Source organism: Staphylococcus argenteus, assembly GCF_000236925.1.
GTDB lineage: Bacteria > Bacillota > Bacilli > Staphylococcales > Staphylococcaceae > Staphylococcus > Staphylococcus argenteus.
Genome location: NC_016941.1, coordinates 2325283 through 2351398 on the forward strand (window position 1 = coordinate 2325283; position 26116 = coordinate 2351398).

Annotated in this window: 26 protein-coding genes and 1 riboswitch; of the genes, 9 read left to right on the top strand and 17 right to left on the bottom strand. The window is 32.8% G+C overall.

Features of this window, described 5'->3' with window-relative positions; all coding sequences use genetic code 11:
- Positions 1-154: 154 nt before the first annotated feature.
- From SAMSHR1132_RS11440 to hutU, 6 genes are all read right to left on the bottom strand, one after another.
- On the bottom strand, positions 155-1468 hold the full coding sequence (locus SAMSHR1132_RS11440; protein ID WP_000390980.1) for a Na+/H+ antiporter NhaC family protein: 1314 nt from the start codon (positions 1466-1468) through the stop codon (positions 155-157).
- Between the two features lie 74 nt (positions 1469-1542).
- A riboswitch (SAM riboswitch) is annotated at positions 1543-1638 on the bottom strand.
- A 52-nt stretch (positions 1639-1690) separates the two neighbouring features.
- Positions 1691-2260 (bottom strand): hypothetical protein, encoded by a 570-nt coding sequence (locus SAMSHR1132_RS11445; protein ID WP_000242964.1) that lies wholly within the window; start codon positions 2258-2260, stop codon positions 1691-1693.
- Positions 2261-2623: 363 nt separating this feature from the next.
- Positions 2624-3505, bottom strand: a complete 882-nt coding sequence (locus SAMSHR1132_RS11450) for an SDR family oxidoreductase (protein ID WP_000730051.1) — start codon at positions 3503-3505, stop codon at positions 2624-2626.
- A 115-nt stretch (positions 3506-3620) separates the two neighbouring features.
- The gene (locus SAMSHR1132_RS11455) at positions 3621-4736 is read right to left on the bottom strand and encodes an amidohydrolase (protein ID WP_000501179.1); all 1116 of its coding nucleotides are present in this window, start codon (positions 4734-4736) and stop codon (positions 3621-3623) included.
- Between the two features lie 233 nt (positions 4737-4969).
- Positions 4970-6208 (bottom strand): imidazolonepropionase, encoded by a 1239-nt coding sequence (gene hutI, locus SAMSHR1132_RS11460; protein ID WP_000998773.1) that lies wholly within the window; start codon positions 6206-6208, stop codon positions 4970-4972.
- Positions 6208-7869: a urocanate hydratase gene (hutU, locus tag SAMSHR1132_RS11465; RefSeq protein ID WP_001226831.1), complete on the bottom strand. Its 1662-nt coding sequence runs from the start codon at positions 7867-7869 to the stop codon at positions 6208-6210. The genes hutI and hutU overlap by 1 nt, the downstream gene beginning before the upstream one ends.
- A gap of 157 nt (positions 7870-8026) precedes the next feature.
- Between hutU and SAMSHR1132_RS11470 the strand changes: the two genes are divergently transcribed.
- Complete coding sequence (locus SAMSHR1132_RS11470; RefSeq protein ID WP_000691848.1) at positions 8027-8911, top strand: LysR family transcriptional regulator; 885 nt, start codon at positions 8027-8029, stop codon at positions 8909-8911.
- A 120-nt stretch (positions 8912-9031) separates the two neighbouring features.
- Positions 9032-9451 carry a FosB/FosD family fosfomycin resistance bacillithiol transferase gene (fosB, locus tag SAMSHR1132_RS11475; protein ID WP_000920234.1) on the top strand — a complete coding sequence of 140 codons (420 nt, stop codon included), beginning with the start codon at positions 9032-9034 and terminating at the stop codon, positions 9449-9451.
- Between the two features lie 255 nt (positions 9452-9706).
- Here fosB and hutG read toward each other — a convergent pair whose 3' ends face one another.
- Positions 9707-10642, bottom strand: coding sequence for a formimidoylglutamase (gene hutG, locus SAMSHR1132_RS11480; protein ID WP_000277253.1), 936 nt, complete (start codon positions 10640-10642; stop codon positions 9707-9709).
- A gap of 288 nt (positions 10643-10930) precedes the next feature.
- On the opposite strand from hutG, the gene SAMSHR1132_RS11485 reads away from it, so the two are divergent.
- Positions 10931-12193: a CPBP family intramembrane glutamic endopeptidase gene (locus SAMSHR1132_RS11485; protein WP_000794459.1), complete on the top strand. Its 1263-nt coding sequence runs from the start codon at positions 10931-10933 to the stop codon at positions 12191-12193.
- Between the two features lie 58 nt (positions 12194-12251).
- On the opposite strand, the gene SAMSHR1132_RS11490 is transcribed toward SAMSHR1132_RS11485, so the two are convergent.
- Complete coding sequence (locus SAMSHR1132_RS11490; protein WP_000655860.1) at positions 12252-12938, bottom strand: ribose 5-phosphate isomerase A; 687 nt, start codon at positions 12936-12938, stop codon at positions 12252-12254.
- A 171-nt stretch (positions 12939-13109) separates the two neighbouring features.
- On the opposite strand from SAMSHR1132_RS11490, the gene SAMSHR1132_RS11495 reads away from it, so the two are divergent.
- Positions 13110-13763: an MOSC domain-containing protein gene (locus tag SAMSHR1132_RS11495; RefSeq protein WP_000560516.1), complete on the top strand. Its 654-nt coding sequence runs from the start codon at positions 13110-13112 to the stop codon at positions 13761-13763.
- Between the two features lie 254 nt (positions 13764-14017).
- Here the strand turns inward: SAMSHR1132_RS11495 and SAMSHR1132_RS11500 are convergent, their stop codons facing one another.
- The 5 genes from SAMSHR1132_RS11500 to SAMSHR1132_RS11520 form a co-directional block, all read right to left on the bottom strand.
- Positions 14018-15037, bottom strand: a complete 1020-nt coding sequence (locus SAMSHR1132_RS11500) for an aldose epimerase family protein (protein WP_000634674.1) — start codon at positions 15035-15037, stop codon at positions 14018-14020.
- Positions 15038-15066: 29 nt separating this feature from the next.
- Positions 15067-15393 (bottom strand): YnfA family protein, encoded by a 327-nt coding sequence (locus SAMSHR1132_RS11505; protein ID WP_000966699.1) that lies wholly within the window; start codon positions 15391-15393, stop codon positions 15067-15069.
- A gap of 216 nt (positions 15394-15609) precedes the next feature.
- Positions 15610-16842: an ABC transporter permease gene (locus tag SAMSHR1132_RS11510; RefSeq protein WP_001032307.1), complete on the bottom strand. Its 1233-nt coding sequence runs from the start codon at positions 16840-16842 to the stop codon at positions 15610-15612.
- Positions 16835-17734: an ABC transporter ATP-binding protein gene (locus SAMSHR1132_RS11515; protein ID WP_000524824.1), complete on the bottom strand. Its 900-nt coding sequence runs from the start codon at positions 17732-17734 to the stop codon at positions 16835-16837. Before SAMSHR1132_RS11515 ends, SAMSHR1132_RS11510 begins: the two co-directional genes overlap by 8 nt.
- Before the next feature lie 214 nt (positions 17735-17948).
- Positions 17949-18578: a DUF805 domain-containing protein gene (locus tag SAMSHR1132_RS11520; protein ID WP_000436834.1), complete on the bottom strand. Its 630-nt coding sequence runs from the start codon at positions 18576-18578 to the stop codon at positions 17949-17951.
- Between the two features lie 414 nt (positions 18579-18992).
- Here SAMSHR1132_RS11520 and SAMSHR1132_RS11525 point away from each other — a divergent pair, with 414 nt between their 5' ends.
- A complete protein-coding gene (locus tag SAMSHR1132_RS11525) occupies positions 18993-19601 on the top strand; it encodes a DNA-3-methyladenine glycosylase (protein WP_000348286.1) in 609 nt (202 codons plus the stop codon).
- A 46-nt stretch (positions 19602-19647) separates the two neighbouring features.
- Here SAMSHR1132_RS11525 and SAMSHR1132_RS14150 read toward each other — a convergent pair whose 3' ends face one another.
- Positions 19648-19824: a hypothetical protein gene (locus SAMSHR1132_RS14150; RefSeq protein ID WP_160149170.1), complete on the bottom strand. Its 177-nt coding sequence runs from the start codon at positions 19822-19824 to the stop codon at positions 19648-19650.
- A 116-nt stretch (positions 19825-19940) separates the two neighbouring features.
- Between SAMSHR1132_RS14150 and gltS the strand changes: the two genes are divergently transcribed.
- Positions 19941-21149: a sodium/glutamate symporter gene (gene gltS, locus SAMSHR1132_RS11530; RefSeq protein ID WP_000571587.1), complete on the top strand. Its 1209-nt coding sequence runs from the start codon at positions 19941-19943 to the stop codon at positions 21147-21149.
- Positions 21150-21190: 41 nt separating this feature from the next.
- On the opposite strand, the gene fni is transcribed toward gltS, so the two are convergent.
- Both fni and corA read right to left on the bottom strand, forming a co-directional pair.
- On the bottom strand, positions 21191-22240 hold the full coding sequence (fni, locus tag SAMSHR1132_RS11535) for a type 2 isopentenyl-diphosphate Delta-isomerase (RefSeq protein WP_001279371.1): 1050 nt from the start codon (positions 22238-22240) through the stop codon (positions 21191-21193).
- A gap of 30 nt (positions 22241-22270) precedes the next feature.
- Positions 22271-23218: a magnesium/cobalt transporter CorA gene (gene corA / locus SAMSHR1132_RS11540; RefSeq protein WP_001229241.1), complete on the bottom strand. Its 948-nt coding sequence runs from the start codon at positions 23216-23218 to the stop codon at positions 22271-22273.
- Positions 23219-23314: 96 nt separating this feature from the next.
- Between corA and SAMSHR1132_RS11545 the strand changes: the two genes are divergently transcribed.
- Positions 23315-23803 carry a thioesterase family protein gene (locus tag SAMSHR1132_RS11545; protein WP_072324264.1) on the top strand — a complete coding sequence of 163 codons (489 nt, stop codon included), beginning with the start codon at positions 23315-23317 and terminating at the stop codon, positions 23801-23803.
- Positions 23803-24216: a hypothetical protein gene (locus SAMSHR1132_RS11550; RefSeq protein ID WP_000128661.1), complete on the top strand. Its 414-nt coding sequence runs from the start codon at positions 23803-23805 to the stop codon at positions 24214-24216. The genes SAMSHR1132_RS11545 and SAMSHR1132_RS11550 overlap by 1 nt, the downstream gene beginning before the upstream one ends.
- A gap of 116 nt (positions 24217-24332) precedes the next feature.
- Here the strand turns inward: SAMSHR1132_RS11550 and SAMSHR1132_RS11555 are convergent, their stop codons facing one another.
- Positions 24333-25256 (bottom strand): alpha/beta hydrolase fold domain-containing protein, encoded by a 924-nt coding sequence (locus SAMSHR1132_RS11555; protein ID WP_000620872.1) that lies wholly within the window; start codon positions 25254-25256, stop codon positions 24333-24335.
- A 207-nt stretch (positions 25257-25463) separates the two neighbouring features.
- Here SAMSHR1132_RS11555 and SAMSHR1132_RS11560 point away from each other — a divergent pair, with 207 nt between their 5' ends.
- Positions 25464-26102, top strand: a complete 639-nt coding sequence (locus tag SAMSHR1132_RS11560) for a hypothetical protein (RefSeq protein ID WP_000184230.1) — start codon at positions 25464-25466, stop codon at positions 26100-26102.
- The last annotated feature ends 14 nt before the right edge of the window (positions 26103-26116 follow it).

Consider the following 26116-nt stretch of genomic DNA (forward strand, 5'->3'; position numbering starts at 1 on the left):
ACTTTCGCTCTTACTTTTATTTTAACGCATTTTAGCTCAGTTCCAAACATAGATGATTTTCAATTTTAAAAGATTGGCATTATACAGTGAGTACAACCTTATCTGTTAGTATAACAAGCCACCTTACTTGGCTACATCGATATGTTGTCAGGCATTAATGTTTCACTTCATGACTAGTATTCTTTTTTAATTTTGGAAAATTAAATATAATCGCTACAAGACCACATACGCCTAATAAAATTGGATAAATACTATAAGGGAACAACATCAATGGTGAGATTCCAGCAACGCCTGCTGCAGAAATAACTTGTGGACTATATGGCAAGAGCCCTTGGAAACAGCCACCAAAAATATCTAAAATACTTGCAGATTTTCTTGGATCTACTTCATATTCATCAGCAATATTTTTAGCTAATGGTCCTGACATGATAATTGAAATGGTATTATTTGCGGTAGCGATATCGGCTACACTTACTAAACTAGCAATACCAAGTTCAGCACCACGTTTTGATTTTACTTTTGAACGAACAAATTGTAATAACCATTGAATACCACCATTGTGTTGAATGATACCAACTAATCCACCAATTAATAGCGCAATCATCGCAATGTCTTCCATACTTATGATCCCTTTTGAAATAGCATCTAAAAGTCCCATCCATCCAAATGAACCATCCATTAAGCCTATGATACCAGCTAATAATGTGCCACCAATTAGTACAATAATCACATTGACACCTAATAATGCTAGCACTAATACTAATACGTAAGGGACAACTTTAATTAAATCATAATCATAATTTTTGGCATGATTTAAAGAAATACCATTTGTTAAGAAATACAAGATGACAATTGTTAAAATGGCTCCAGGCAATACAATTTTAAAATTGACTCTGAATTTATCTTTCATTTTTGTATGTTGTGTTCTCACAGCAGCAATTGTTGTATCTGAAATCATTGATAGGTTATCACCGAACATCGCACCTCCAACAACAGTTGCCATTGCCAAAGCAGTTGGTACATCTGTCGCTTGTGCAAATCCATAACCAACAGGTGCTATTGCAGCAACTGTACCTACTGACGTTCCCATAGATATCGACACAAACATACATATAACAAACAATCCTACAATAATTAAATTTTCAGGGATGAGTGATAGCCCTAAATTAACAGTCGACTTTACACCGCCCATTTTTTCAGCTGTATTTGAAAATGCACCTGCTAAAATAAAAATTAACATCATCAAAATAATATTTGAATGACCCGCACCTTTTGTAAATACTTCAACTTTTTTAGCAAATGATTCTTTTCTATTCATTAATAATGCCACGATAACCGTAATCGTAATCGCAACATTTAAAGGCATAGAAGTAAAATCACCAGTGATAATACCTACGCCTAAAAACAACGCCACAAATAATAACAAGGGGAATAATGCCCAAGCATTGCTCTTTTTATGTTCTTCCATCCTTTTTACCTGCTTTCCAATTAAAAATACCTCTTTCTCACAAAATGAAGAAAGAGGTTTTCATGTACTTTACCTGCTTATCTTCAAACCTTTACGGTTACTGGAATTGGCACATTCGAAATGTTGCCGAGGCTTCATAGGGCCAGTCCCTCCACCTCTCTAGATAAGTGATTCTTATTTACGTTTACGTTACAAGATAATCCTTAGTACGTCAATCATAAATTAATTAGAAGTCGTATAAAATTTTTCATATACAATCATTCCGATTGTAATAATAATTAAAATAATAATGCAAATCACAAGTAAGAGCCACCATTTGAGCATTAATGCAATTAAAATAAGCATGATAGATAAACTTACTAATGTTATCGATATAATTTTAAATTGCTGAACACGTTGCTTGGAGATGACTTTCAACTGTTTGTTTAATAAATGCGTATTTCTTAAACTAATCCCCAATACACTTTCTAGTATTTGAATCGATACGATACTTATTGCAAATATAATAGTTGGTAAAACATCATAGCCCCCTATAGTTAATGGATAAATTACAAATCCAACATATAGTAATCCCGAGACAAAGGCTAATAAGTATGCGACGTATTTGTTAAACTTAATTATATTCTTTTTAATATTTTGATGGGTAAACCATACATTCATAATAATCGCAACTGCTACAAATAATGTGAATACTATATATAATGGTAATTTTTGTTCAGGAAAAGCAGTAATTACTCCTAAGGCTAATGCTATAATCATAAATAATATAACTCTAGATATTATTAAAACCATAATAACAACCCCTTTACTTTCGATTCATCAAATTTAAAGTGAGCATCATATCTAAGTATAGTATCTCTATATCGTTTACATTATCGTAACATATTACTACTTTGACATTTAATATAAAACTTATCATTTTTTGTTCGTTTTAGTCTTTCATTTTTCCTATAATCTTTTATACACTGCAATCAACACCTTTGAATTCCAAGTTCTACTGCAGAGCCTATAGCGAGCATTAACTTTCAAATTACAATCTATACTATATATAGGACATCAAAAAAGTCGATAAAGACCCATATCTTTACCGACTTAAAATTACAATTATTAATTGCATCTGTTTTCATTATCTATGATACCTTTACAATTACAAACCTAATCTATTTGCACACCACCAGTCACACCAAACACTTGACCAGTAGTGTAACTTGATTCTTCTGAGGCTAACAATACATACGTACCAGATAATTCGACAGGTTGACCTGCACGACCTAGTGGTGTTTTTTGTCCAAATGTAGGTATTTTACTTTGAGGCTGACCCCCTGAAATTTGTAACGGTGACCAAAATGGCCCTGGCGCCACACAATTCACTCTAATACCTTTAGGTCCAAGTTCTTCTGAAAAGCTTTTCGTTAATGAAATAATAGCTGCTTTTGAAGCGGCATAATCATGAAGTATAGGACTTGGATTATAACCTTGTACAGATGACGTCGTAGTAATCGATGCACCTGGTTTTAAGTACTCTAGTGCTTTTTGAATCGTCCAAAATACCGGATAGACATTCGTTTCAAATGTTTCAGAAAATGCATCTGTTGTAAAACCTTGAATATCATCATGGTATTGCTGATGTCCAGCGACTAGTGTCACATTATCTAAACCACCTAATTCTCTATATGCTTGTTCTACTAGTTCATAATTAAATTGTTCATCCCTTAAATCTCCAGGAATTAACACAGCTTTTTGTCCACTTTCTTCAATCACTTGACGTACTTCTTGCGCATCTTGTTCTTCACTCGGAAGATAACTAATAGCTACATCAGCACCTTCTTTGGCATAAGCTATCGCTACTGCCCGTCCAATTGCTGAGTCGCCACCTGTGACTAACATTTTATAACCTTGTAAACGTTGATGACCTTGATATGATGTTTCTCCACAATCAGGTGCTGGCGTCATTTCAGATTGTAAACCCGGTACTTCTTGTTCCTGCTTTTCGTAATCTGTTGTTTTAAATTTTGTTCTAGGATCTTGAGCTGCCATCTTTTAACATCTCCTCATTTGGTTAATAGTTATTAATTACCCAACCTTGCCTAGAAGTTAATCATCATTTTCACTAAAAATCACTTTCTCCTTCACAAATGAATCACAGTTACTGTTACAATAATCTTTTTACAAATTCAACGAAGTATTCTGGTACTTTTTCTAAAATTACTTCATCAGGGTCATATTTAGGATGATGCAAATCGTATTCACTATTCGAACCTATCAAAGCAAAGACGCTTGGATAATATTTACTATATCCTGAAAAATCTTCACCGATTGTCAACGGTTGATTCATCATTTCCACTTTATATCCAACCTGCTGCGCTACTTCTATAGCTTTATGTGTTAAAGTTTCATCATTAATAACAGCACCTGGTAGTTTTGTATAATTTAAATTAATTGTCATATTGTACGCTTTACCTAGACCATCCGCAATATCATGTAATCGTTGTTCTATAAGTTCACGCACCTCAGGATCAAAACTACGTACCGTACCTTGTACGTATGCATGATCTGCAATAACATTCCAAGTATTACCACAAGATACTTGTCCGATTGTTACCACTGCTTCATCAAATGCAGATAGATTTCTGCTAACTATGGATTGAATACTATTAATCAGTTGGGCCAGTACAATAACAGGATCATTACATTGTTCTGGTTTAGCAGCATGACCTCCAATACCTTTAATATGAAACTCAAAACGATCAACTGCTGATGTAATCGCACCAGTTTTGATTGCAAATGTATCTGTAGGGTGTGAAGGATTATTATGAAATCCTAAGACTGCTTGCACATCATCTAATACGTGCGTCTCAATAATTTTAAATGCACCATAACCTAATTCCTCAGCTGGTTGAAAAATAAATTTAACACGTCCATTAAGTGCATCCTCAATGTCTTTTAATTTAATAGCAGCCGCTAGTACACTAGCCATATGAATGTCATGACCACATGCATGCATAACGCCTTCATTTTCAGATTTAAAGTCTTGATTTACCAGCTCTTGAATAGGCAGTGCATCAATATCGGCTCTTATAGCTACACAACTTGAACCTTGACCAATTTCAGCAACAAGCCCAGTTTTAAGCGGTAAATCTAACACCGTAATATGATGTTCAGTTAAAATATCCTTAATTTTTTGAGTTGTATTAAACTCCTGTTCCGACAATTCTGGATGTTGGTGAAAGTATCTTCGCCATTCAATAACACGATTATTAGCTCCCATCATCAATTCACTCCCTTAATGATTAAAAATATATGTTTATCATAGTCTTCATTTGTTTGATTATTAAGCGATAGTTTTATTTACTTAAAATTCCCTATAATATGCAACTATTATTATCATCGTATCATTATTGTCAAATTATTCTTACAATTTCTAAATTTGCATCACTATAAAAACAACACAAAAAAGCTCTAAACATCAAATCTTATCAATGCTTAGAGCTTTATATTTATTTATGATTTAAAAGATAACGTGTTATCTACAATAACTTTACCGTCTTTGATTACTTTTTCAGCGTGATTAATACCAAAATGATACGGAATATATTCATGGTTTGGCGCATCCCAAATAACTAAATTAGCCTTATCACCTTTATTGATAGTACCCGCGTCAAGGTCTATTGCTTTAGCAGCATTGACTGTTACAGCATTCCATACTTCACTAGGTGAAAGCTTTAATTTTAATGCTGCAATGGCCATAACAAGTTGCAAGTTATTCGTTACACTGCTGCCTGGATTATAATCAGTAGCTAGTGCGATGGCACCATTATTGTCAAGCATGCCTCTTGCATCTGCGTAATCTTCTTTACCTAAATAGAACGTCGTTGCAGGTAAGAGGACAGCTACAGTATCACTGTTCCGCAATTTTTCTTTACCTATGTCACTCGAAGCTACTAAGTGATCAGCTGATATCGCTTGCTCATCAATAGCTAATTCTAATCCACCTAACGGATCAATTTCATCAGCATGGATTTTCACTTTAAAGCCTGCTTCTTTCGCTTTGTCCATATAGTATTTTGACTGCTCTATTGTAAACACACCTGTTTCACAAAAAATATCTGCAAAGTCTGCATATTGTTTTACTTCTGGAAGTAAGTCAATCATCTCTTCTAAAAATGCTTCATTTGACTCTGCTTCCTTTGGTACAGCATGTGGTCCTAAGAATGTATGCTTCATATCTAAGTTATATTTCTCTGCTAAGCGATTAGAAACTTTCAATTGTTTCAGTTCATTTTCTTTATCTAAGCCATAACCGCTCTTACTTTCAACTGCAAGCACACCGTGTTTAATCATAGTTAGCAAGTCATGCTCTGCTTTTTTAAATAAATCATCTTCAGAAGTCTCTCTAGTAGCTTTAACTGTTGATAAAATACCGCCACCCATTTCCAATATTTCCAAGTAAGACTTACCTTGACGTTTTAATGACATCTCATGTTCTCTAGAACCACCAAATGTTAAATGTGTATGTGCATCTACTAATGCTGGGGACACTACCTTCCCACTAGCATCAATCGTTTCAGTCGCATCATAGTCATTTGTATGTGGTCCCGCATAAACAATCTTTCCATTTTTAATAACAACTGTGCCATTTTTTACAACGTTTAAATCATTTAATTCTTTACCCTTCAATGGTTTATCTGTTGATTTTGGCAAAACCAATTCTGCTATATGATTTATTATTAAATCATTCATTATTTATCACCTGCTTCATCAATCATTGGAATATGAATACCTTTTTCCTTAGCTGTTTGAATCGCAATATCATAACCTGCATCAACATGTCGAGCAACACCCATACCTGGATCAGTAGTAAGTACACGTCCTAGCCTTCTTTCAGCACGTTCTGTACCATCAGCAACAACAACCATACCGGCATGTAATGAATAACCCATTCCAACACCACCACCATGATGGAATGAAATCCATGAACCACCTGCTGCTGTGTTGATTAAAGCATTCAATACTGCCCAATCCCCAACTGCATCACTGCCATCTTTCATGCTTTCAGTTTCACGGTTTGGACTCGCAACTGACCCTGCATCCAAATGATCTCGTCCAATAACAATTGGTGCTGAAATTTCACCGTCACGTACAAGTCTATTTAATGCTAAACCCATTTTCGCTCTTTCACCATAGCCTAACCAAGCTATACGAGATGGTAGACCTTGATATGCAATTTTTTCTTCAGCCAAATCTAACCATCTTAATAGTTTTTCATTTTCTGGGAAAAGTTTACGCATTTCTTCATCGGCACGTTCAATATCTTTTGGATCACCACTTAACGCAGCAAATCGGAATGGCCCTTTACCTTCACAGAATAATGGTCTAATGTAAGCTGGTACAAATCCTGGGAAATCAAAAGCATTTTCTACACCATTATTGTATGCCACTTGACGAATATTATTTCCATAATCAAATGCTACAGCTCCTCGTTTTTGGAATTCTAGCATTAATTCAACATGTTTTGCCATTGATGCTTGAGAAAGTTCCACGTATTTTTTAGGGTCTTTTTCACGTAATTCTTTCGCTTCTGCTACAGAGTAACCTTGTGGCACATATCCATTTAATGGGTCGTGAGCACTTGTTTGGTCTGTAATAATATCAATTTTGAATCCTTTATCTAAAATCGCTTGATGAATATCTACTGCATTGCCAACCAATCCAATGGATAGTCCTTCGCCACGTTCTTTCGCTTCTTGCGCTAATTTTAATGCTTCATCTAAATCTGCTGTTTTAACATCACAGTACTTCGTATCAATTCGTTTATCAACACGTGTTTCATCAACATCAACACAAATTGCAACACCATGATTCATTGTAATTGCAAGTGGTTGTGCACCACCCATACCACCTAAACCAGCTGTCAATGTTACTGTACCTGCTAAATCTCCATTAAAATGTTGATTACCTAACTCTGCAAATGTCTCATAAGTACCTTGCACAATTCCTTGAGAACCAATATAAATCCAACTACCAGCTGTCATTTGTCCATACATGATTAAGCCCTTTTTATCTAATTCATTAAAGTGATCCCAGTTTGCCCATTCTGGTACTAATACTGAGTTTGAAATTAGCACACGCGGTGCCTCTTCATGCGTTTTAAATACAGCAACTGGTTTCCCAGATTGTACTAACATCGTTTCATCAGCTTCTAGTTCACGTAACGTTTTTTCAATTGCTTCAAATGATTCCCAGTTACGTGCAGCTTTACCAATGCCGCCATAAACCACTAAATCTTCAGGTCTTTCAGCAACTTCTGGATCTAAATTGTTATATAACATTCGAAGAACTGCTTCTTGTTCCCAACCTTTACATTCAATACTCAAACCTTTTTTTGCTTGAATTTTTCTCATAAAATTCGCTCCTGTTCATTTTAGAAGTTTGCTCATCAGAATAAAGCGCTTACATATTTATCCTCAATATCCATTATATTATGTTAAAATATAACCAACAAATATAAATAAACTAATTATTCATAGCTTAAATCTATAAATAAAGGGGCATAATCACATGAAAATTATTCAATTAGAATACTTCTTAGCTATCGTAAAATACAACAGTTTTACAAAAGCTGCTCAATTTTTACATATTAGCCAACCATCTTTAACTGCAACAATTAAAAAGATGGAAGCAGATTTAGGTTATGACTTATTTACGCGGTCAACCAAAGATATCAAAATTACTGAAAAAGGCATTCAATTTTACCGCTATGCAAGCGAATTGGTTCAACAATATCGTTCTACAATGGAAAAAATGTACGATTTAAGCGTTACGTCAGAACCAAGAATTAAGATTGGAACTCTAGAATCTACCAATCAATGGATTGCTAATTTAATCCGCAAACATCACTCAGATTATCCAGAACAACAGTACCGCTTATATGAAATACATGATAAATATCAATCTATTGAATGTTTATTAAACTTCGATATACATTTGGCTTTAACAAATGAAAAAGTTACCCATGAAGATATAACATCAATTCCATTATATGAAGAGTCTTATATTGTTTTAGCACCTAGAGAGACATTCAATAATCAAAGTTGGGTTGATGTTGAAGACCTGCCACTCATTTTGCCAAATAAAAATTCACAAGTACGAAAACACTTAGATGATTATTTTAACAGAAGAAATATTCGACCAAATGTCGTTGTAGAGACAGATCGATTCGAATCAGCAGTAGGATTTGTTCATCTTGGCTTAGGTTACGCAATCATACCAAGATTTTATTACCAATCATTTAACACCTCTAATTTAGAATACAAAAAAATCCGCCCTAATTTAGGACGGAAAATATATATTAATTACCATAAAAAGCGCAAACACTCCGAACAAGTCCATACTTTCGTTCAACAGTGCCAAGAATATTTAGGAGGCCTTTTAGAGGCTCTTTAACTTAAGTTATTAGAGCCTCTTATGCAGTTGCGCAGATCATCATATAAAAATTAATGACGTCATTTTAAAATCGATACAAAAATAATTTATTATAAAAATTCTAAGAAAGAAGTGAACCAGATGTTAAAATCTATTAATCATATATGCTTTTCAGTCAGAAATTTAAACGATTCAATACATTTTTATGAAGATGTTTTACTTGGGAAATTGCTATTGACTGGTAAAAAAACTGCTTATTTTAAACTTGCAGGCCTATGGATTGCTTTAAATGAAGAAAAAGATATACCACGTAATGAAATTCACTTTTCATATACACATATAGCTTTCACTATAGATGACAGCGAATTTAATTATTGGCATCAGAGGTTAAAAGATAATAACGTGAATATTTTAGAAGGAAGAGTTAGAGATATTAGAGATAGACAATCAATTTACTTTACTGACCCTGATGGTCATAAGCTAGAATTACATACTGGCACACTTGAGAACAGATTAAATTATTATAAAGAGGCTAAACCACATATGACATTTTACAAATAAGTCGTCATTATAAAAAGCCCTCTTGAATTCCGTCAAAATTTTAATTAATTATTATATAATAAGAGAACTTTTCAACAATACAGTTTGTTATTTTTGCTATTTCAAACAACAAAAATCAGCAGTAAGATGACTTCAACTTAAGAGTCTTCTTACTGCTATAATTTTTCAAATATAATAATGATTATTTTCTTTCTATTACGAAATCCTCACATTCTGCACTGCAATGCAAATTTCGTCACATATAAATATTTTTAATTATTTTAAAAAGTGATGCACTAAATTAGCAACAAGCTTTGCAGTTCTATTGTCTGCATCATATGTCGGATTCATTTCTGCAATACTAATAGAACTCACCTTCTCACTAGGAATAATTCGTTTTGCCAATTCAAAGACCGTATGCGGGTATAAACCTAACACTGCCGGAGCACTTACCCCTGGTGCAAATGCACTATCAATGACATCCATACAAATTGTAAACATAATGACGTCATGTTCATGCACAAAACGCTCAATCATATCTTTAATAGGTGGCGACACATGATTTAATAATTCATCAGCAAAGACATAATCAATCTTCTTCTCTTTAGCGTAATCAAATAAACTTTGTGTATTACCACCTTGAGCTATACCAAGAACTAAATAATCAGTATTGTCGTCTTCTTCTAAAATTTGTCTAAAACTCGTACCAGATGTTGATTCTTGTTCAGCACGAGTATCAAAATGCGCATCAATATTAATCACACCGATTGACTGTGTTGGATAAACTTTACGCGTAGCTAAATATTGTGCATAAGCAATATCATGTCCACCACCTAATAAAAATGTTTGCCTATGATTAACAATTGATTTTGCTGCAAGTGTCGCAAATTCCTTTTGTGTATCAATGAGCGCGTCGTGATCATGATAAACATTTCCATAATCGACTAAAGTTTCACATTGATTCAAATCTGGCAATCCAGCAAATGCATGTTTAATCGCATCCGGTCCTTCTTTTGCACCAATACGCCCCTTATTCAAAGCAACACCTTCATCAACGGCATAACCTAACATTCCTACACCAGATGGCGATGTCTTTTTTTCCACTACTGACAAATCTTGAAACGTTACTGTTTGAAAATGTCTAAATTTTTTCGGGTCTGATTCACTATCTAATCTTCCAGTCCATAAATTTGGTTCACCTAGCTTGTACACAGCGTTTCCCCCTCTTATTCAAGTGGCATTTTAATAGTTCAAGTATAACGTAATTTAAATTTTGAATTCAATTCATAGTCAAATTCAAATGTTTATTTACCTATCTAAATAATCTTTACCCCTATTTTCCACACATTAACGGATACTTTCCCGATTAATATTAATAAAATACGTCAAGACTATTACATTTTCATTAATATTGACATAGACAATTTATCTCTTGGCTTGTAATATGTATAATTGTTACTAAAAGATATTTTGCTTGTTACCTAATGGAGGTTACATATAATGAAAAACAATAAAATTTCTGGTTTTCAATGGGCAATGACGATTTTCGTCTTCTTTGTCATTACAATGGCTCTATCCATTATGCTTAGAGATTTCCAGTCTAGAATTGGTGTCAAACACTTTATATTTGAAGTTACTGATTTAGCACCTTTGATTGCTGCAATCATTTGTATACTCGTTTTCAAATATAAAAAAGTTCAACTTGCTGGTTTAAAGTTCACAATAAGTTTAAAAGTTATTGAGCGTATTTTATTAGCTTTAATTCTACCTTTAATTATTTTGATTATTGGAATGTATAGCTTTAATACATTTGCTGATAGCTTTATCTTATTACAGTCAACAGATTTATCGGTGCCTATTACACATATACTAATCGGTCATATATTGATGGCCTTTGTAGTAGAATTTGGTTTCCGTTCATACTTACAAAATATTGTTGAAACGAAAATGAACACATTCTTTGCAAGTATCGTTGTTGGTTTAATTTATTCTGTTTTCTCAGCAAACACAACATATGGTACAGAATTTGCAGCCTATAATTTCCTATATACGTTTTCATTCTCAATGATACTTGGTGAATTAATAAGAGCTACAAAAGGACGTACAATTTACATTGCAACTACATTCCATGCTTCTATGACATTTGGACTTGTTTTCTTGTTTAGTGAAGAAATTGGCGATTTATTTTCAATCAAAGTCATTGCAATTTCAACAGCAATCGTTGCGGTAGCATATATTGGATTAAGTTTAATTATCCGAGGCATTGCATACTTAACAACGAAACGAAGTCTTGATGAAGTTGAACCTAATAATTATTTAGACCACGTCAATGATGACTCAGAATCAGAAGACGCAAAAGACGACAAAGCTACTACTCAAGATCACAAAGCAGAAAAAGCAGCAACTGCGGGTGCAGTAACTGCAACAACAGCTGGCATTGCTAAACACGATAATGTAACTACATCAGACGAAGAAGCAAATGTGCATCAAGAGAATAATCCAACATCAGAAGTAGATCAGTCAGAAAATCAATCTGTAGCAACTCAAGATGCGGAAAGTGTAATCGTTCCAGAAGCAACTGAATCTACAGATCAAGACCCAAATATCCAAACTGAAGTTGATACAAACAATGCAAATGATGATAAAAATCAATCATTGAAAGAACCTTCAACTTATAAAGATGATCGACGTTCATCAGTTGTAATCGATGCAGAAAAACATATCGAAAAGACTGAAGAACAATCATCAGACACAAACAAATAATAACAAAGCGCTTGCTAAATCATCACTAAAATAGATGCTAGCAAGCGCTTTTTATATATTATTTTTCTAAAATTTTTACACCATCTTGAGTACCTACAATAACTTGATCTGCCATATCTAAGAAATAACCTGTCTCAAATACACCAGTCAGATGAATTAAATATTCATGGAATTGATATGGGTCAATACCTTCTGGAAGTTGGCAGTCTAAAATATAGTTGCCATTATCTGTTATAAAAGCGACATCTTCATTTACACGACGTTCTACTCTAATATCAGCATATGATTCAATTTTACGCAAAATATGATACCAATTAAATTTGTCAACTTCTACTGGCAACTTAAAAGTTTCTCCTAAATATCTTACTATTTTAGTTTCATCAACAACAACAACAAAGCGTGACGCCATTTCATCGATAACTTTTTCTCTAAACAAAGCACCACCGCCACCTTTAATAATATTTAAAGACGGATCCACTTCATCAGCGCCATCAATTGCTAAATCAATATGATCTACATCATTAATTTCACATATCTTAATACCTAATTCTTTAGCTAAAAATGCAATTTTATTTGAAGTACAAACACCAGTAATATTATAACCTCGATTTTTAATTAGTTCTGCTATTTTCGGCAAAAGTAATTCCATCGTACTTCCTGTACCAATTCCAAGTACCATATCACCATTGATTTGGCTTAAAACATCTTCCAACGTCATCAACTTAAGTGCTTTGACATCTTTCATGCGGGTAGCCTCCCATAATTCTGTAATCTATTCAATTAATATTTTACATGACCAGTATAAATTAACATACCCTTATTTCTAACATTTTTTAAAACAATTCAATCAACATTCGTATAAAAACAAAGATTTTATAGTACAATATATTTTAAACTTTACTCTAAGGAGAATGACATGATAGCAATTCGTGCAATATCGACTGGGAAAATACAAGATTTACCCTATAGCACTAAAAGACCCATGCGCTCAGCTTTAGATAAAACCGCAATTAAAGAACGAACTTGGTTATCAACAATAGGTTTTGCAGGTGATGAGCAAGCATATAAAGACCATGGAGGTCCTCATAAAGCTGTTTGTGGATTTAGTAAGCATAACTATAATATGTACCTTGATGACATTATTGAATTACCTACACATGCTATGTTTGGAGAAAATTTAACATTTGAAAATTTAGACGAAGCTGATGTTTTCTTCGGCAATCAATACCAATTAGGAGAAGCAGTCATCGAAGTTTCCGAAATTCGAGAACCTTGTTGGAAAATACAAGCAAAGTATAATATCCCTGATTTAGTGAAGCGCATGTCTACTTCTGGAAAAACAGGCTTCTATTTTCGTGTCTTAAAGCAAGGTTATGTTGCACCAAATGATCAACTACATTTAATTAAAGAGGCACCAATTGAACATCGTATGTCAATTAAACAACTGAATCACTTATACTATAACGACAGACAAAACGAAACACTACTTTTACAAGCGCTCAATAATCCTTATTTATCACCTGCACGCCGCGAAAAGCTTCAAAAAATGTATGATAGAACATTAAAATAACTAGTTATAAAATTGTTTTACAGTCAAATAAACATGAAAAAAAGGAATCAACATCGACATTAAATGATAGTTCATTAGCAATGCTGCCATTTTAAATATCACCATGTCGTTGCGTTGATTCCTATTTCTATATAAAGTATTCCATTTATATGAACGCACCTAAAAATTTCACTGCCGTTAGACTTCAAATAACTATGTTGCAAACGACTAGTTCAAACTTCAATTGAAGCTATCAGACACCCAACAAGCACTTTTTATTCATTATCAACTTTTTCTTGGATGCGGAAACTAGTTGTCGAATTAAATACTACGCCAGCTTTTAAAATGGATGGGGCCGTGTCACCATATAAATTAATATCATTTGGTAAAAATTGTGTTTCCAACGTAAAGCCAGAGTGTGGTTTATAAATATTAAATGAACTTTCCCATTCATCAGGTTGATTAAAAGTAAAAAATACAACATGTGGCATATCTGTATCTACTTCTAATGAAAATTCATGATTTTCAACAAACATCTTATGTTCACCAACTGTAAATGGATGATCTAACCCACCAAAATTTGTCATCTGTTCACTTAGTTGTGGGTGTTGCGACGTAAAAATATCACTTAACTTGATTTTATTATGTTCAAATACCTCGTGTAAATCGAGAACTTCACCAGTAACAATGTTTCTGTTATCTAATAAATACATATCCAACTGCTTACTAGAAATACGATGATTATCAACGACATTATTATCTCTATTCAAATTAAAATACACATGATTTGTTGGACTAAATAACGTATCTTCTGTAGCTACTGCTTCATATTCAATAGACCATTGATGATCGGCATCATAAATATGTGTAATCGTTACATTTACATCACCTGGGAAATGATCATCTGCTGATTTCAACACAGTTTTAAAAATCACTTTAATTTGAGCAATTTCATTTCTAATTTCATAATCAAACAACTTATTGTCCAAACCATGACGTCCACCATGCAAATGATGTACGCCGTTGTTTTGCTCTAAATGATATTCTTTACTATTCAACTGGAATTTAGCATTGTCAATTCTCCCGCTATATCTACCAATTGAAGCACCAAATTTAAATGGATTATTGTGATAGAATTCATCTGCTTCAACAACATTCCCCAAAACAATATTATTATCATGATATTTCCAAGATACTACTCTCGCTCCATAATTCGTAAAAATAATTTTAGTTTCATCATTATCAATTTTGATTAAATCTACACCATGTCTTTGATGTTCAACTTCAACTATCATTTTTACTTCTCCCTTCTAACCACACGTGTTTAAGCTCTGCTGGGTAGCAACATTACTAAAACACCTACAATACAAATGATTGCACCTATAATGTCATACTTATCTGGCATTTGTTTATCAACAATCATTGCGAAAATTAAACTCATAATAATAAACACGCCACCATATGCAGCATAGACTCTACCGAATGTCGGATATGATTGAAATGTTGCAATAACGCCATATAACATTAAAATCACGCCACCTATTAGACCAAACAGTGATGACTGTCCTTCCCTAAGCCACAGCCAAATAAGGTATCCCCCACCTATTTCACATATTCCTGCTAATAAAAATATAAAAATCGGATATAACATTACATCACTCCATCATGTTGTTCCAAAAGACATTCAATCAATTGTATTTTATTCATTAATAAAAATTATTACTTCACATTCCCATTTAAAAAGTTCGTTTTCACATACATATTGTACACTTTTTTAGGCATTATTCTATAGATAAATACAAAAAATAAGAGTAACACGCTTACATCATCGAATAATACGAAAAATATGTGTCACTCTTACTATCTTTTATTGTTTGAATACACGTCTAAATGTTTTGAATAGTCCACGTTCAAATGTCAGCACTGAATCTTTATATGTTTTAATTGCCATCCACAATAAGACTACTACCATTGCAATTGAGATTAAAGAACTTATAATTACTTCATTTATTTGAAGCGCTGACGTTTGGGCACGTACAACTAATTGAAACGGCGCAAAGAATGGAATATAACTAGTGATTATAGCAAGTTTCCCATCAGGATCATTAATTGTAAATAACGCAATATAAAATGCAATCATTCCTATTAATGTCATTGGCATTAAAGATTGATTCAGGTCTTCAATTCTAGATGTCAATGACCCAAGAATTGCTGCTAATAAGACAAACGCCATGATTCCAACGATACTACTTATAATTCCGACAATAATAATTTGCCAAGATAATTGATTCATTTCAACGTTAAAACCTTTAAGTAAGTCTTTTAAATCAAATGCATAAATACATATAACTGCCATTAATACAATTAAAATAATCTGAGTCACTGCGACTGCAATCACACCTAAAATTTTAGCAAAGATATGCCGAACTGGAGAAATACTAGTAATAATCATTTCAATCACGCGTGATGTCTTCTCACTAGCAATTTCCATTGCTATTTGAGATGCATAATTCAAAATAATAAAGAACATTAAAAAGATAATGCCATATGCCAATGCATAGTTAAAAATCTTTTGTCCTTCAGAAACTTTATCAACTTCATCTTTAGAAACAATTTTATTGTTAACTTTACTTTGTGCTTGTAATTTTTGTAAGTCTTGCTTATTAATATTTAATTCTGTAGCAACAAAGTTCGTTTGAATTGTTGTTAATAAAGCAGTCACTTTTTGCGTATCCTCTTTACTTACACGTTTCTCACTTATAATGGTCGCTTGCAATGTGTTATCTTTATTCAGATTGATTACATAAGCTTTATCGAGTTTATGATTTTTCACTTGTTTTTCAGCATCATCTTTAGAGACTTTCGTATATTTAGCATCACTTTGAAACGCTTTTCCCTGCTGCTTAAATGCGTTATAAATTTGTTCATTCGGTGCTGCCACACCAATTTTATCTGGTCCATCATCAAACATATTTATAATCTTATCGATATTTGAAAGACCAATCATTAATACTGCAATGATAATCATAAAAATAATAAATGATTTTGCTTTAATTTTATTAATGTAAGTCAAACTGAATGTCGCCCAAAACTTATTCATCCTTGCCACCTACTTTCGCAATGAATATATCTTGCAATGATGGTTCTACAACTTGGAATCGTTTAACATAACCTTGTTGTGTTACAACTTGATAAATATTTTTTGCCACCGCTTCATCTTCAATTGTTAAACGTATGCCTTGCTTAATACTTTCACTTTGAATGATGCCATCTATTTGCGATAAATCTGGTATAGGTGCTTCTGATTCAATTACAACTTTTTGGTATCCATTCGATGAACGTACATGCTGAATATCACCTGACACAATTAATTTACCTTTATCTAAAATACATACGTCATCACATAATTCTTCAACATGTTCCATACGATGTGAACTATAAACAATCGTACTTCCCCAATCATTTAAATCTTTAACTGCTTCTTTTAACAGTTCAACATTGACGGGATCTAAACCACTAAATGGTTCATCTAAAATGAGTAATTCTGGTTTATGTAACATACTTGCTAAAAGTTGAATCTTTTGTTGATTTCCTTTCGACAAACTATCGATACGCTTTTTGCGATTTTCAGTTATGTCAAATCGGTCAAGCCAATAAGTCATTTGACTTTGAATATCTTTCTTTGACATCCCTTTCAAAGTTGCTAAATATTTTAATTCATCTTCGACTGTCATTTTAGCATGTAAGCCACGTTCTTCCGGTAAATAACCGATACGATTATACATCGTTTTATCTAATTTTTTACCATTATATGTAATGTGTCCTTCTGTTGGTTCACTTAAGCCTAAAATCATACGAAATGTCGTTGTTTTACCTGCACCATTTCTTCCTAGAAAGCCTAACATTTTGCCTGATTCTAACTCTAATGAAATATCATTTACTGCCGTCATCTTACCAAAACGTTTTGTAACATGTTCAATTACAAGTCCCATCTTTTGCCTCCTCAAATAATATCTATTTATCTTAATATAACATTTCTATACACTTTACATGCAATATTTTTTAAATTTTCAAGGTTGGAAAATGACTCATATTTACTTCATGGCATATTTAGAGTCATTAATGTTTGGAAAACTCTTTTCATTGTTCTAATGCTTCATTTGCAAAAAAATATCCCAGCAACAATCTGCTGAGATATTTATATCATTAAAATTGATTATCTGTTTCTTCCGGTGTTTTCGGTGTTTCTAATGTTCCAGCTACTTCTGGTTGTTTTTTAATTGTAGATGGGTATTTTGGGCTTTCGCCATATTTATTTGCCGGCTTACTGTCAAAGCATAGGAACACTATCATTGTAACTGAAAGTCCAAAACAAACAAGATAAAGAAGTACTAACAAAATTAAAATTCCAATTGGCATATACATTAAATCATTATCATAATATGAATCGATACACTGCACTACTATAGAGAATACAATACCATATGCAAACATTATAATTGGTAATACCATTGTTCTTGATATATCATGAAATCTTCGAACGCTTAATGCCAAATTTGGAATAATCGTTGCTAATAAATAGGCAAACATATATATAACTGTAAGTATTAATATCATCACACCAAACATAGATAATACTTCAGCATTTGTTTCCTCACCTATACCCACAAATACTATTCCCATAAGCATCACGAAGAAAGCAGGAAGTAAAAATATTAAATGCCACAGCGTCATATACCAATATTCACTTCGTCTTGATCTTCCCGTAAAATTAACATAATTTTTCCAAAATAATACAAATGATTTCATAAAACCTACTTGAGGTAATTGTTCCATTGCGTTTTCTCCCTTTCATTAATCATATTTATATTTTTAATCATTATTCCTGTTATGAAGTGTTTGATTCATTAACTAGCCAATTCTCTTCAACAACCTCCAACATACACAAAGCACATAGTTAAAGCTGAGTCTTTTATATCACTATTTCAAAAAACAAATTCACTAATTGTGTCAATCTCTGTTTTACCCTATTTGAAAGTAAATACAAGGTTATTTATACTAATAACAAACTATGATTAACTAGATACATTGAAATTTGACATTATATTTGTTGTTTTAATATCAGCATCAAAGTAAATACTTAATATTTTTATAATTCTTAACAATACTAGTTTAACAAACAATTACCACAATAAAAATATGTTTTTCATTTTTATTTAAATTAATCATATAATTGCCAAGGAGAATAATATGGATTTTGTTAATAATGATACGAGAAAAATTGCCAAAAACCTTTTAGGTGTTAAAGTAATTTATCAAGATGAGGCACAAACTTATACAGGCTACATCGTGGAAACGGAAGCATACTTAGGATTTGATGATCTTGCAGCTCATGGTTTTAGTGGTAAAGTAACACCAAAAGTGACATCTCTATATAAGCGTGGCGGTACAATTTATGCACATGTCATGCATACACATTTACTCATTAATTTTGTAACTAAATCTGAAGGCATACCAGAAGGTGTACTCATCCGTGCTATTGAACCAGAAGACGGTTTATCCGCTATGTTCCGTAACAGAGGTAAGAAAGGCTACGAGGTAACGAATGGCCCAGGAAAATGGACTAAGGCATTTAACATCCCACGTTCTATTGACGGTGCAACGCTAAATGATTGTAGATTATCTATTGATACAAAGAATCGTAAATACCCCAAAGATATTGTTGCTAGTCCACGAGTTGGTATTCCAAATAAGGGAGACTGGACTCATAAAGCATTACGTTACACAGTAAAAGGAAACCCATTTGTGTCTCGCATGCGTAAATCAGATTGTATGTTTCCCGAAGATACGTGGAAGTAAATGCCGTCTTTCATTGATTACTATCATGAAAATGAAATCTATCTCCTTATAAATCAATCAATCGTGCCGTCAGCATACGGATGGGTTGATTGTTTTCTTTTTGTCCATCATATTTTTGATTTATCTCACCTTTTTGAACTTGCTCTAAATTGTAAAATATATAAATATAATCATTTATAATTATTAAACTTCTATGCATTAATATTAATTCTATTGTTTTCAAAAACTAGAAATATTGATTTGTTGCATGTATAATGTTAAAAGTGCCCATTTATAGCGCTTACAATTTCAAGCACTTTAACTTTAGGGCAAGGGATATTCAACAAGGGGGATTTGAAAATGATAGAACTAAATGCAATTACAACATTATGTTTAGCCTGTATACTTTACTTACTTGGTAAGGCTATCGTTAATCACGTTAATTTTTTAAAACGTATTTGTATACCCGCACCAGTGATTGGTGGTTTAATCTTTGCTATTTTAGTTGCGGCTTTAGATTCATTTGGCATGGTTAAGATTAAATTAGATGCTTCATTCATTCAAGATTTCTTCATGTTAGCATTCTTTACTACAATCGGACTTGGTGCATCTTTAAAATTGTTCAAACTTGGTGGCAAAGTTTTACTGCTTTATTTTATGTTTTGTGCCATCATTTCTGTCATCCAAAATTTAGTTGGTGTATCACTGGCTAAAGTATTGAATATTAAGCCCTTACTGGGATTAACTGCCGGTTCCATGTCAATGGAAGGTGGACATGGCAATGCAGCTGCTTATGGTAAAACTATTCAAGAACTTGGTATAGATTCAGCATTAACAGCGGCACTTGCGGCTGCAACTTTAGGTCTTGTATTCGGTGGTCTTATAGGTGGACCAGTTGTTAAGTTTTTAATTAAACGTTATAACCTAAAGCCACAACATAGTGATGATACATTTAAAGATTATAGCCAAGTAACTTATAACGAACATTTACATAGTAAATATAATGGAACTGAAGTATTCTTCATCCAATTTACAATCGTAGTTTTCTGTATGGCAGTAGGAAGCTATTTTAGTCATTTATTTACAGATCAAACTGGTATTAATGTTCCTATTTATGTTGGCTCATTATTTGTCGCTGTTATTGTTAGAAATATTTCCGAAAGTTTCAACTTTAATATTGTTGATTTAAAAATCACTAATCAAATTGGTGATGTCGCATTAGGTATTTTCTTATCTCTTGCATTAATGAGCATTCAACTTACTGAAATTTACAAACTCGCTATACCTCTTATTATTATCGTTTTAGTTCAAGTAATCGTTATGATTTTATTTGCTGTCTTAATTTTATTTAGAGGTTTAGGAAAAGACTATGACGCTGCAGTTATGGTTGGCGGTTTTATTGGACATGGACTAGGAGCTACACCAAATGCCATGGCAAATTTAGATGTTATTACTAAAAAATATGGTAACTCCCCTAAAGCATATTTAGTAGTGCCTATAGTAGGAGCATTCCTAATCGATTTAATTGGCGTTATAGTCATCATGGGATTCATTCAATGGTTTAGTTAAATATTATAAAAAGAGGAGGCGCTCGCCTCCTCTTTTTTGTGCTATCCTCGATGTATATTTAAACCACGTTGTTCAATCCACGACATTAATTCAGGACTAAACACGAGCTGTTTTTGTGTTAAATCATCTATGGTTTTGGCATTTAACATCGTCATAATTGCTTTCATATGGTCTATAAACGATTCTACATACTCTACTGTATGTGTGATTCCATTCTTTTCAACTTGATTTAAAAATGGACGTGACATCCCTACCGCTTTAGCACCAAGTGCTAAACTTTTAATTGCGTCAAGTGGCGTACGTAAACCACCGCTAGCTAATACTGATATTTCACCTTGGTAAGCAGTTGTTTCAAGTAATGATTCAACTGTAGATTGTCCCCATGAAGATAAATAATCCATATCTTTATTAGCACGACGTTCATTTTCAATATCTACAAAATTAGTACCGCCTTTACCACTAACATCAACATACTTAACACCAATTTGTTGTAGATCATGCATTAACTCTTTACTCATACCAAAACCAACTTCTTTTACTATAACTGGAACAGATACACGTGCTACAATCTCAGCTATATTATCTAGCCAAGTCGCAAATTCGCGGTTTCCTTCTGGCATGACGAGTTCTTGAGGCGAATTCACATGAATCTGTAACGCTTGTGCTTCTAGCAATTCTACCGCTTCTAACGCTTTATCTACAGGCACATCTGCACCAACATTACTAAATATTGTGCCATTTGGGTTTGTTTCTCTTGCTATTGTAAATGTTTCAGCCATGCGTGGATTTCTTAATGCCGCATGAGTAGATCCTACTGCCATAGCCAAACCAGTTTCTCTCGCAACAACCGCTAATTTCTCATTGATATTTTTCGTCCACTCACTACCACCCGTCATTGCATTGATGTATATCGGATATGCCATCGTTAAATCAGGTGTTTGTGACGTCAAATTGATATCTTCCACATTGATTGACGGAATTGAATGGTGTACAAAGCGCATCTTATCAAAATCTGAATGTAGTGCATCAGATTGTGCCATTGCTATTTCAACGTGCTCATTTTTTCTCTGTTCTCTTTGAAAATCACTCATGATCATACCTACCTTTTCATCATTTCTAAATTAAAACCATTTTTTACGTTTGAAAAAGATTACTAATACAACAGCTATGACGAACATTACAGCTAAGCAAATATAGTAACCGTAATGTAAACGCAAGGCTGGCATATTTACAAAGTTCATACCATAAATTCCTGCAATGAATGTTAATGGTGAAAAAATAACTGATACTAATGTTAATACTTGCATAATATTATTCATTCTAAATGAAGTGTATGACTCAAAATTCTCTCGAATCTCATTAGTCATTTCTTGTGCTGTTCTAATGATATTACGTTGTTTAATCAAGTGATCATCGATGTGCTGTATATATAACGAATGTTTATCATCTATAATCAAGTCGCCATTTTGTTTCATTGTATCAATAAGTTCTTGCATAGGAAACAAGACACGTTTTACTTTAATCAAGTCAGAGCGTAATTTAAATACACTATCCATGACCATTTTATTGAATCGATCATCAACATGACGGTCTTCAAAATTGTACACACTATCTTCGAGTGAGTATACAAAGTTGAAATATTTATCCACCATCATATCTAAGATTAAAATAACTATATCTGCACAATCCAATTCTGGATCTAATGTATTCATATATTTATAGACAACTTTGTTTAATGATTCTAACGTTTGATGATGATATGTAACTAATATATTGTCTTGTATAAAAATATTTAACGCGATTGGTGAATAGTCTGCACCAATAATACTATGAAATACAACATACTGATAATCTTTGTAAGATTTATACTTAGCACGTGGCATGCCATTGATTGCATCATCCACTTCTAAATCATTAAAATTAAAGTGTGCTTTAAACCATTCATTTTCTTTTTCATTCGGTACATCAAAGTCATACCAAATGATTGTTGCATCTTTTGGTACATCTTCTACACGATCAACAACTCTTAATGTTTGATGTGCTGTTTGATACCGTATTGTTAAAGCCATCCATACTCCCCCTAAACAACGAATTCATTATTATTTTATCACGAATTAAATAACGTGTATGTCACAATTTATTTTAGTATGATAGACACTAAGGAGCTGGTTATTATCAAACAACTTTTTACGCATACCCAAACTGTAACAACTGATTTAATTGATCACAACAACCATATGCATGATGCAAATTATAATATCATTTTCAGTCATGTTGTTAATCTATTTAACTACAGTCATGGCATGTCCTTAGAAGAACGTGATCATTTAAAATTTACTTTATTTACCTTAGAAGAGCATACAACTTATCTTTCAGAATTATCTCTTGACGATATATTTACTGTTACGCTGTACATATACGACTATGATTATAAACGTTTGCATTTATTTTTAACATTAACTAAAGAAGATGATACACTAGCATCAACAAATGAAGTCATGATGATGGGAATAAACCAACAAACACGTCGTTCTGACGCATTCCCACAATCATTTTTTTCACAAATCGAACAGTACTATAAAAATCAACCTACTATCACTTGGCCCAAACAATTGGGTCATAAAATAGCAATCCCACATAAAGGAGCATTATGATGACAGATGCGTTACAACAAAAAATTCATATAGAATTATTAGATTTATTAGATGATGTAAAATATGAGCTCACAGAACTAAATGCACAAAAAGGTTTGTTCATTAATGGACCAGCAAATCAGCTACTTAAGCGTGGCACACATATGGCTTATGTCCAAGGGCAAAAACAAGCCATTGATAATATCATGACAATTGTAGAGAAACAGTATGAAGATCAGCAATTCTTAGAACTTTATGATAAATTCCAAAATAAAATCACACATCGCAATCATGAAGAAACATTTAATTTTGCAGAATTGAATGATATTCCACGTCAATTTGATAGTTTTTTAGATCAATTTTATCAACTTAAAGGACAATACTTTATTATTACGCATATAAACACGCTCATTGGTGATTTTCATTCAAAATAAAATCATCATTACAACAAAATCAAATCTCTATCAATTTAAGAATCAACAAAACCCAGTCATACTTTCAAGTTAAATATCTTCCAACTTGAATTTAATATAACTGGGTTTCATTTTTATTATTGGTTATTTTGGATTACATCCTCGTCTATCGATTTAGCAATTTGTTTAATAGCTTTATGCGATTGACGGATTGGATATACAGGGAAATCGTGAACCATTTTAGGATAATCATAAAACTCTATATATTGATGGTGCTGTAACATCATTTGTTCAAACAATTTCATATCAGGATATGCGATTTCACGGCCACCACCAAACATATAAACTGGTGGTAATCCAACGATTGTACCATTTATAGGTGAAACACGCTTATCTGTTAGAGGAATGCCATTTGCCCACTTTTTCATAATCTCATTAACTCCAAATTGACTTAAAACTGCATCTTGCTCAATTAATGTTTCAGAAATATCTTTATTAGATAATGTAGCATCTAAAATTGGTGAAATTAAATACACTTTATTAGGTAATGGCTTATGCGCATCTAACAGTGATTGTACAAATGATAATGCTAGTGCACCACCTGATCCATCACCCATAACTACAATGTTTTGATGACCTACTTCCGATACCAATTGATCATAAACACGTTGTATTGCTTGGAAAGTGTCCTCAATGTGATATTCTGGCGTCTTTGGATAGATAGGTAGTACTACTTCATATAAAGTACTTAATGTAATTTTATCCAACAATCTCCAATGGAACGGTGATGGTTGTAATGCATTGAATCCACCGTGAATGTATAGAATTTTTTTATCAACTTGATGTCTAAAATTAAAGCGAAAGACCTGCATATCATCTAAAGATAATTTTTCTAAATTTGCTTTAACATTTAATGTCGATGGTTGCTTATGTTTTTTTCGATTTTCAATTTCTCGTTTATAAAAAAATCTTTCAACATCTTGATCATTTTTAAACATAATAGAACGATTGTGAAGCAAATATTTATTCACAACGCTATTCATAACACGGTTTCTAATCAATGTCTTTACCTACCTTTATATATTTTATGTATCCAATGATTGTCTATCCCCTACATTCTTTACCAAAAAAAGTATATAATGTAGAAGATATTTTCTTTTTCACTTTCAAATTTAAGACTACAATTGAACAGTGATTTTTCATCATTATAACAGACAACTAGACATATTGATAAGTAAAGAAAAGAACTTTATACGGAGGTGCCTTGCATGACAAATCCAAATCAACGATTAGAACCATTTGATGAGACATTTCAACAACCGAATATTCATCGCGGTAAGCGATATGGTAAGAAAAAACGTTCATTGGTAAGTATGATTATTCAAATCATTGTTGTTATATTAACCGCAATCGCTGGATACAGCATGTGGAAACAACCTATTTTTAATATTGTCTTCACCAAAGAATCTGTAAATTTTGATGGCATTAAAAATTTTAACGAGACAATTGGAAAAATGCATCAATTGAATATTAACTTGGGTAATATCAATGATTTACAACAAGGAATCGATCGCTTAATTTTAGTTTTTAACGGTTTCTTTATTTTATGTATCGTTAGCCTAGTCATAACAATACTGACAATTGTATTTAATCGCACGGTTCTAAAAGTAGTAAATATTTTAGTGTTAGCAATTATGTTAGTCATTACATTGTATTTCAGTTATATTATTAAAGCTCTCGCACAAGAAATTGCAGATGCTTTAAAAAAATATTATTTAAATGTACCACCAGATCAAGTGATTACAGAAGCTGACGCTATTCATAACGGTATCATTTTACTAGGTTGTAGCATCGGTTTACTTGTTATAAGCTTATTCTTCCGTAATCGCATGGCCCGTTTAAAATAATGATATACAGTACA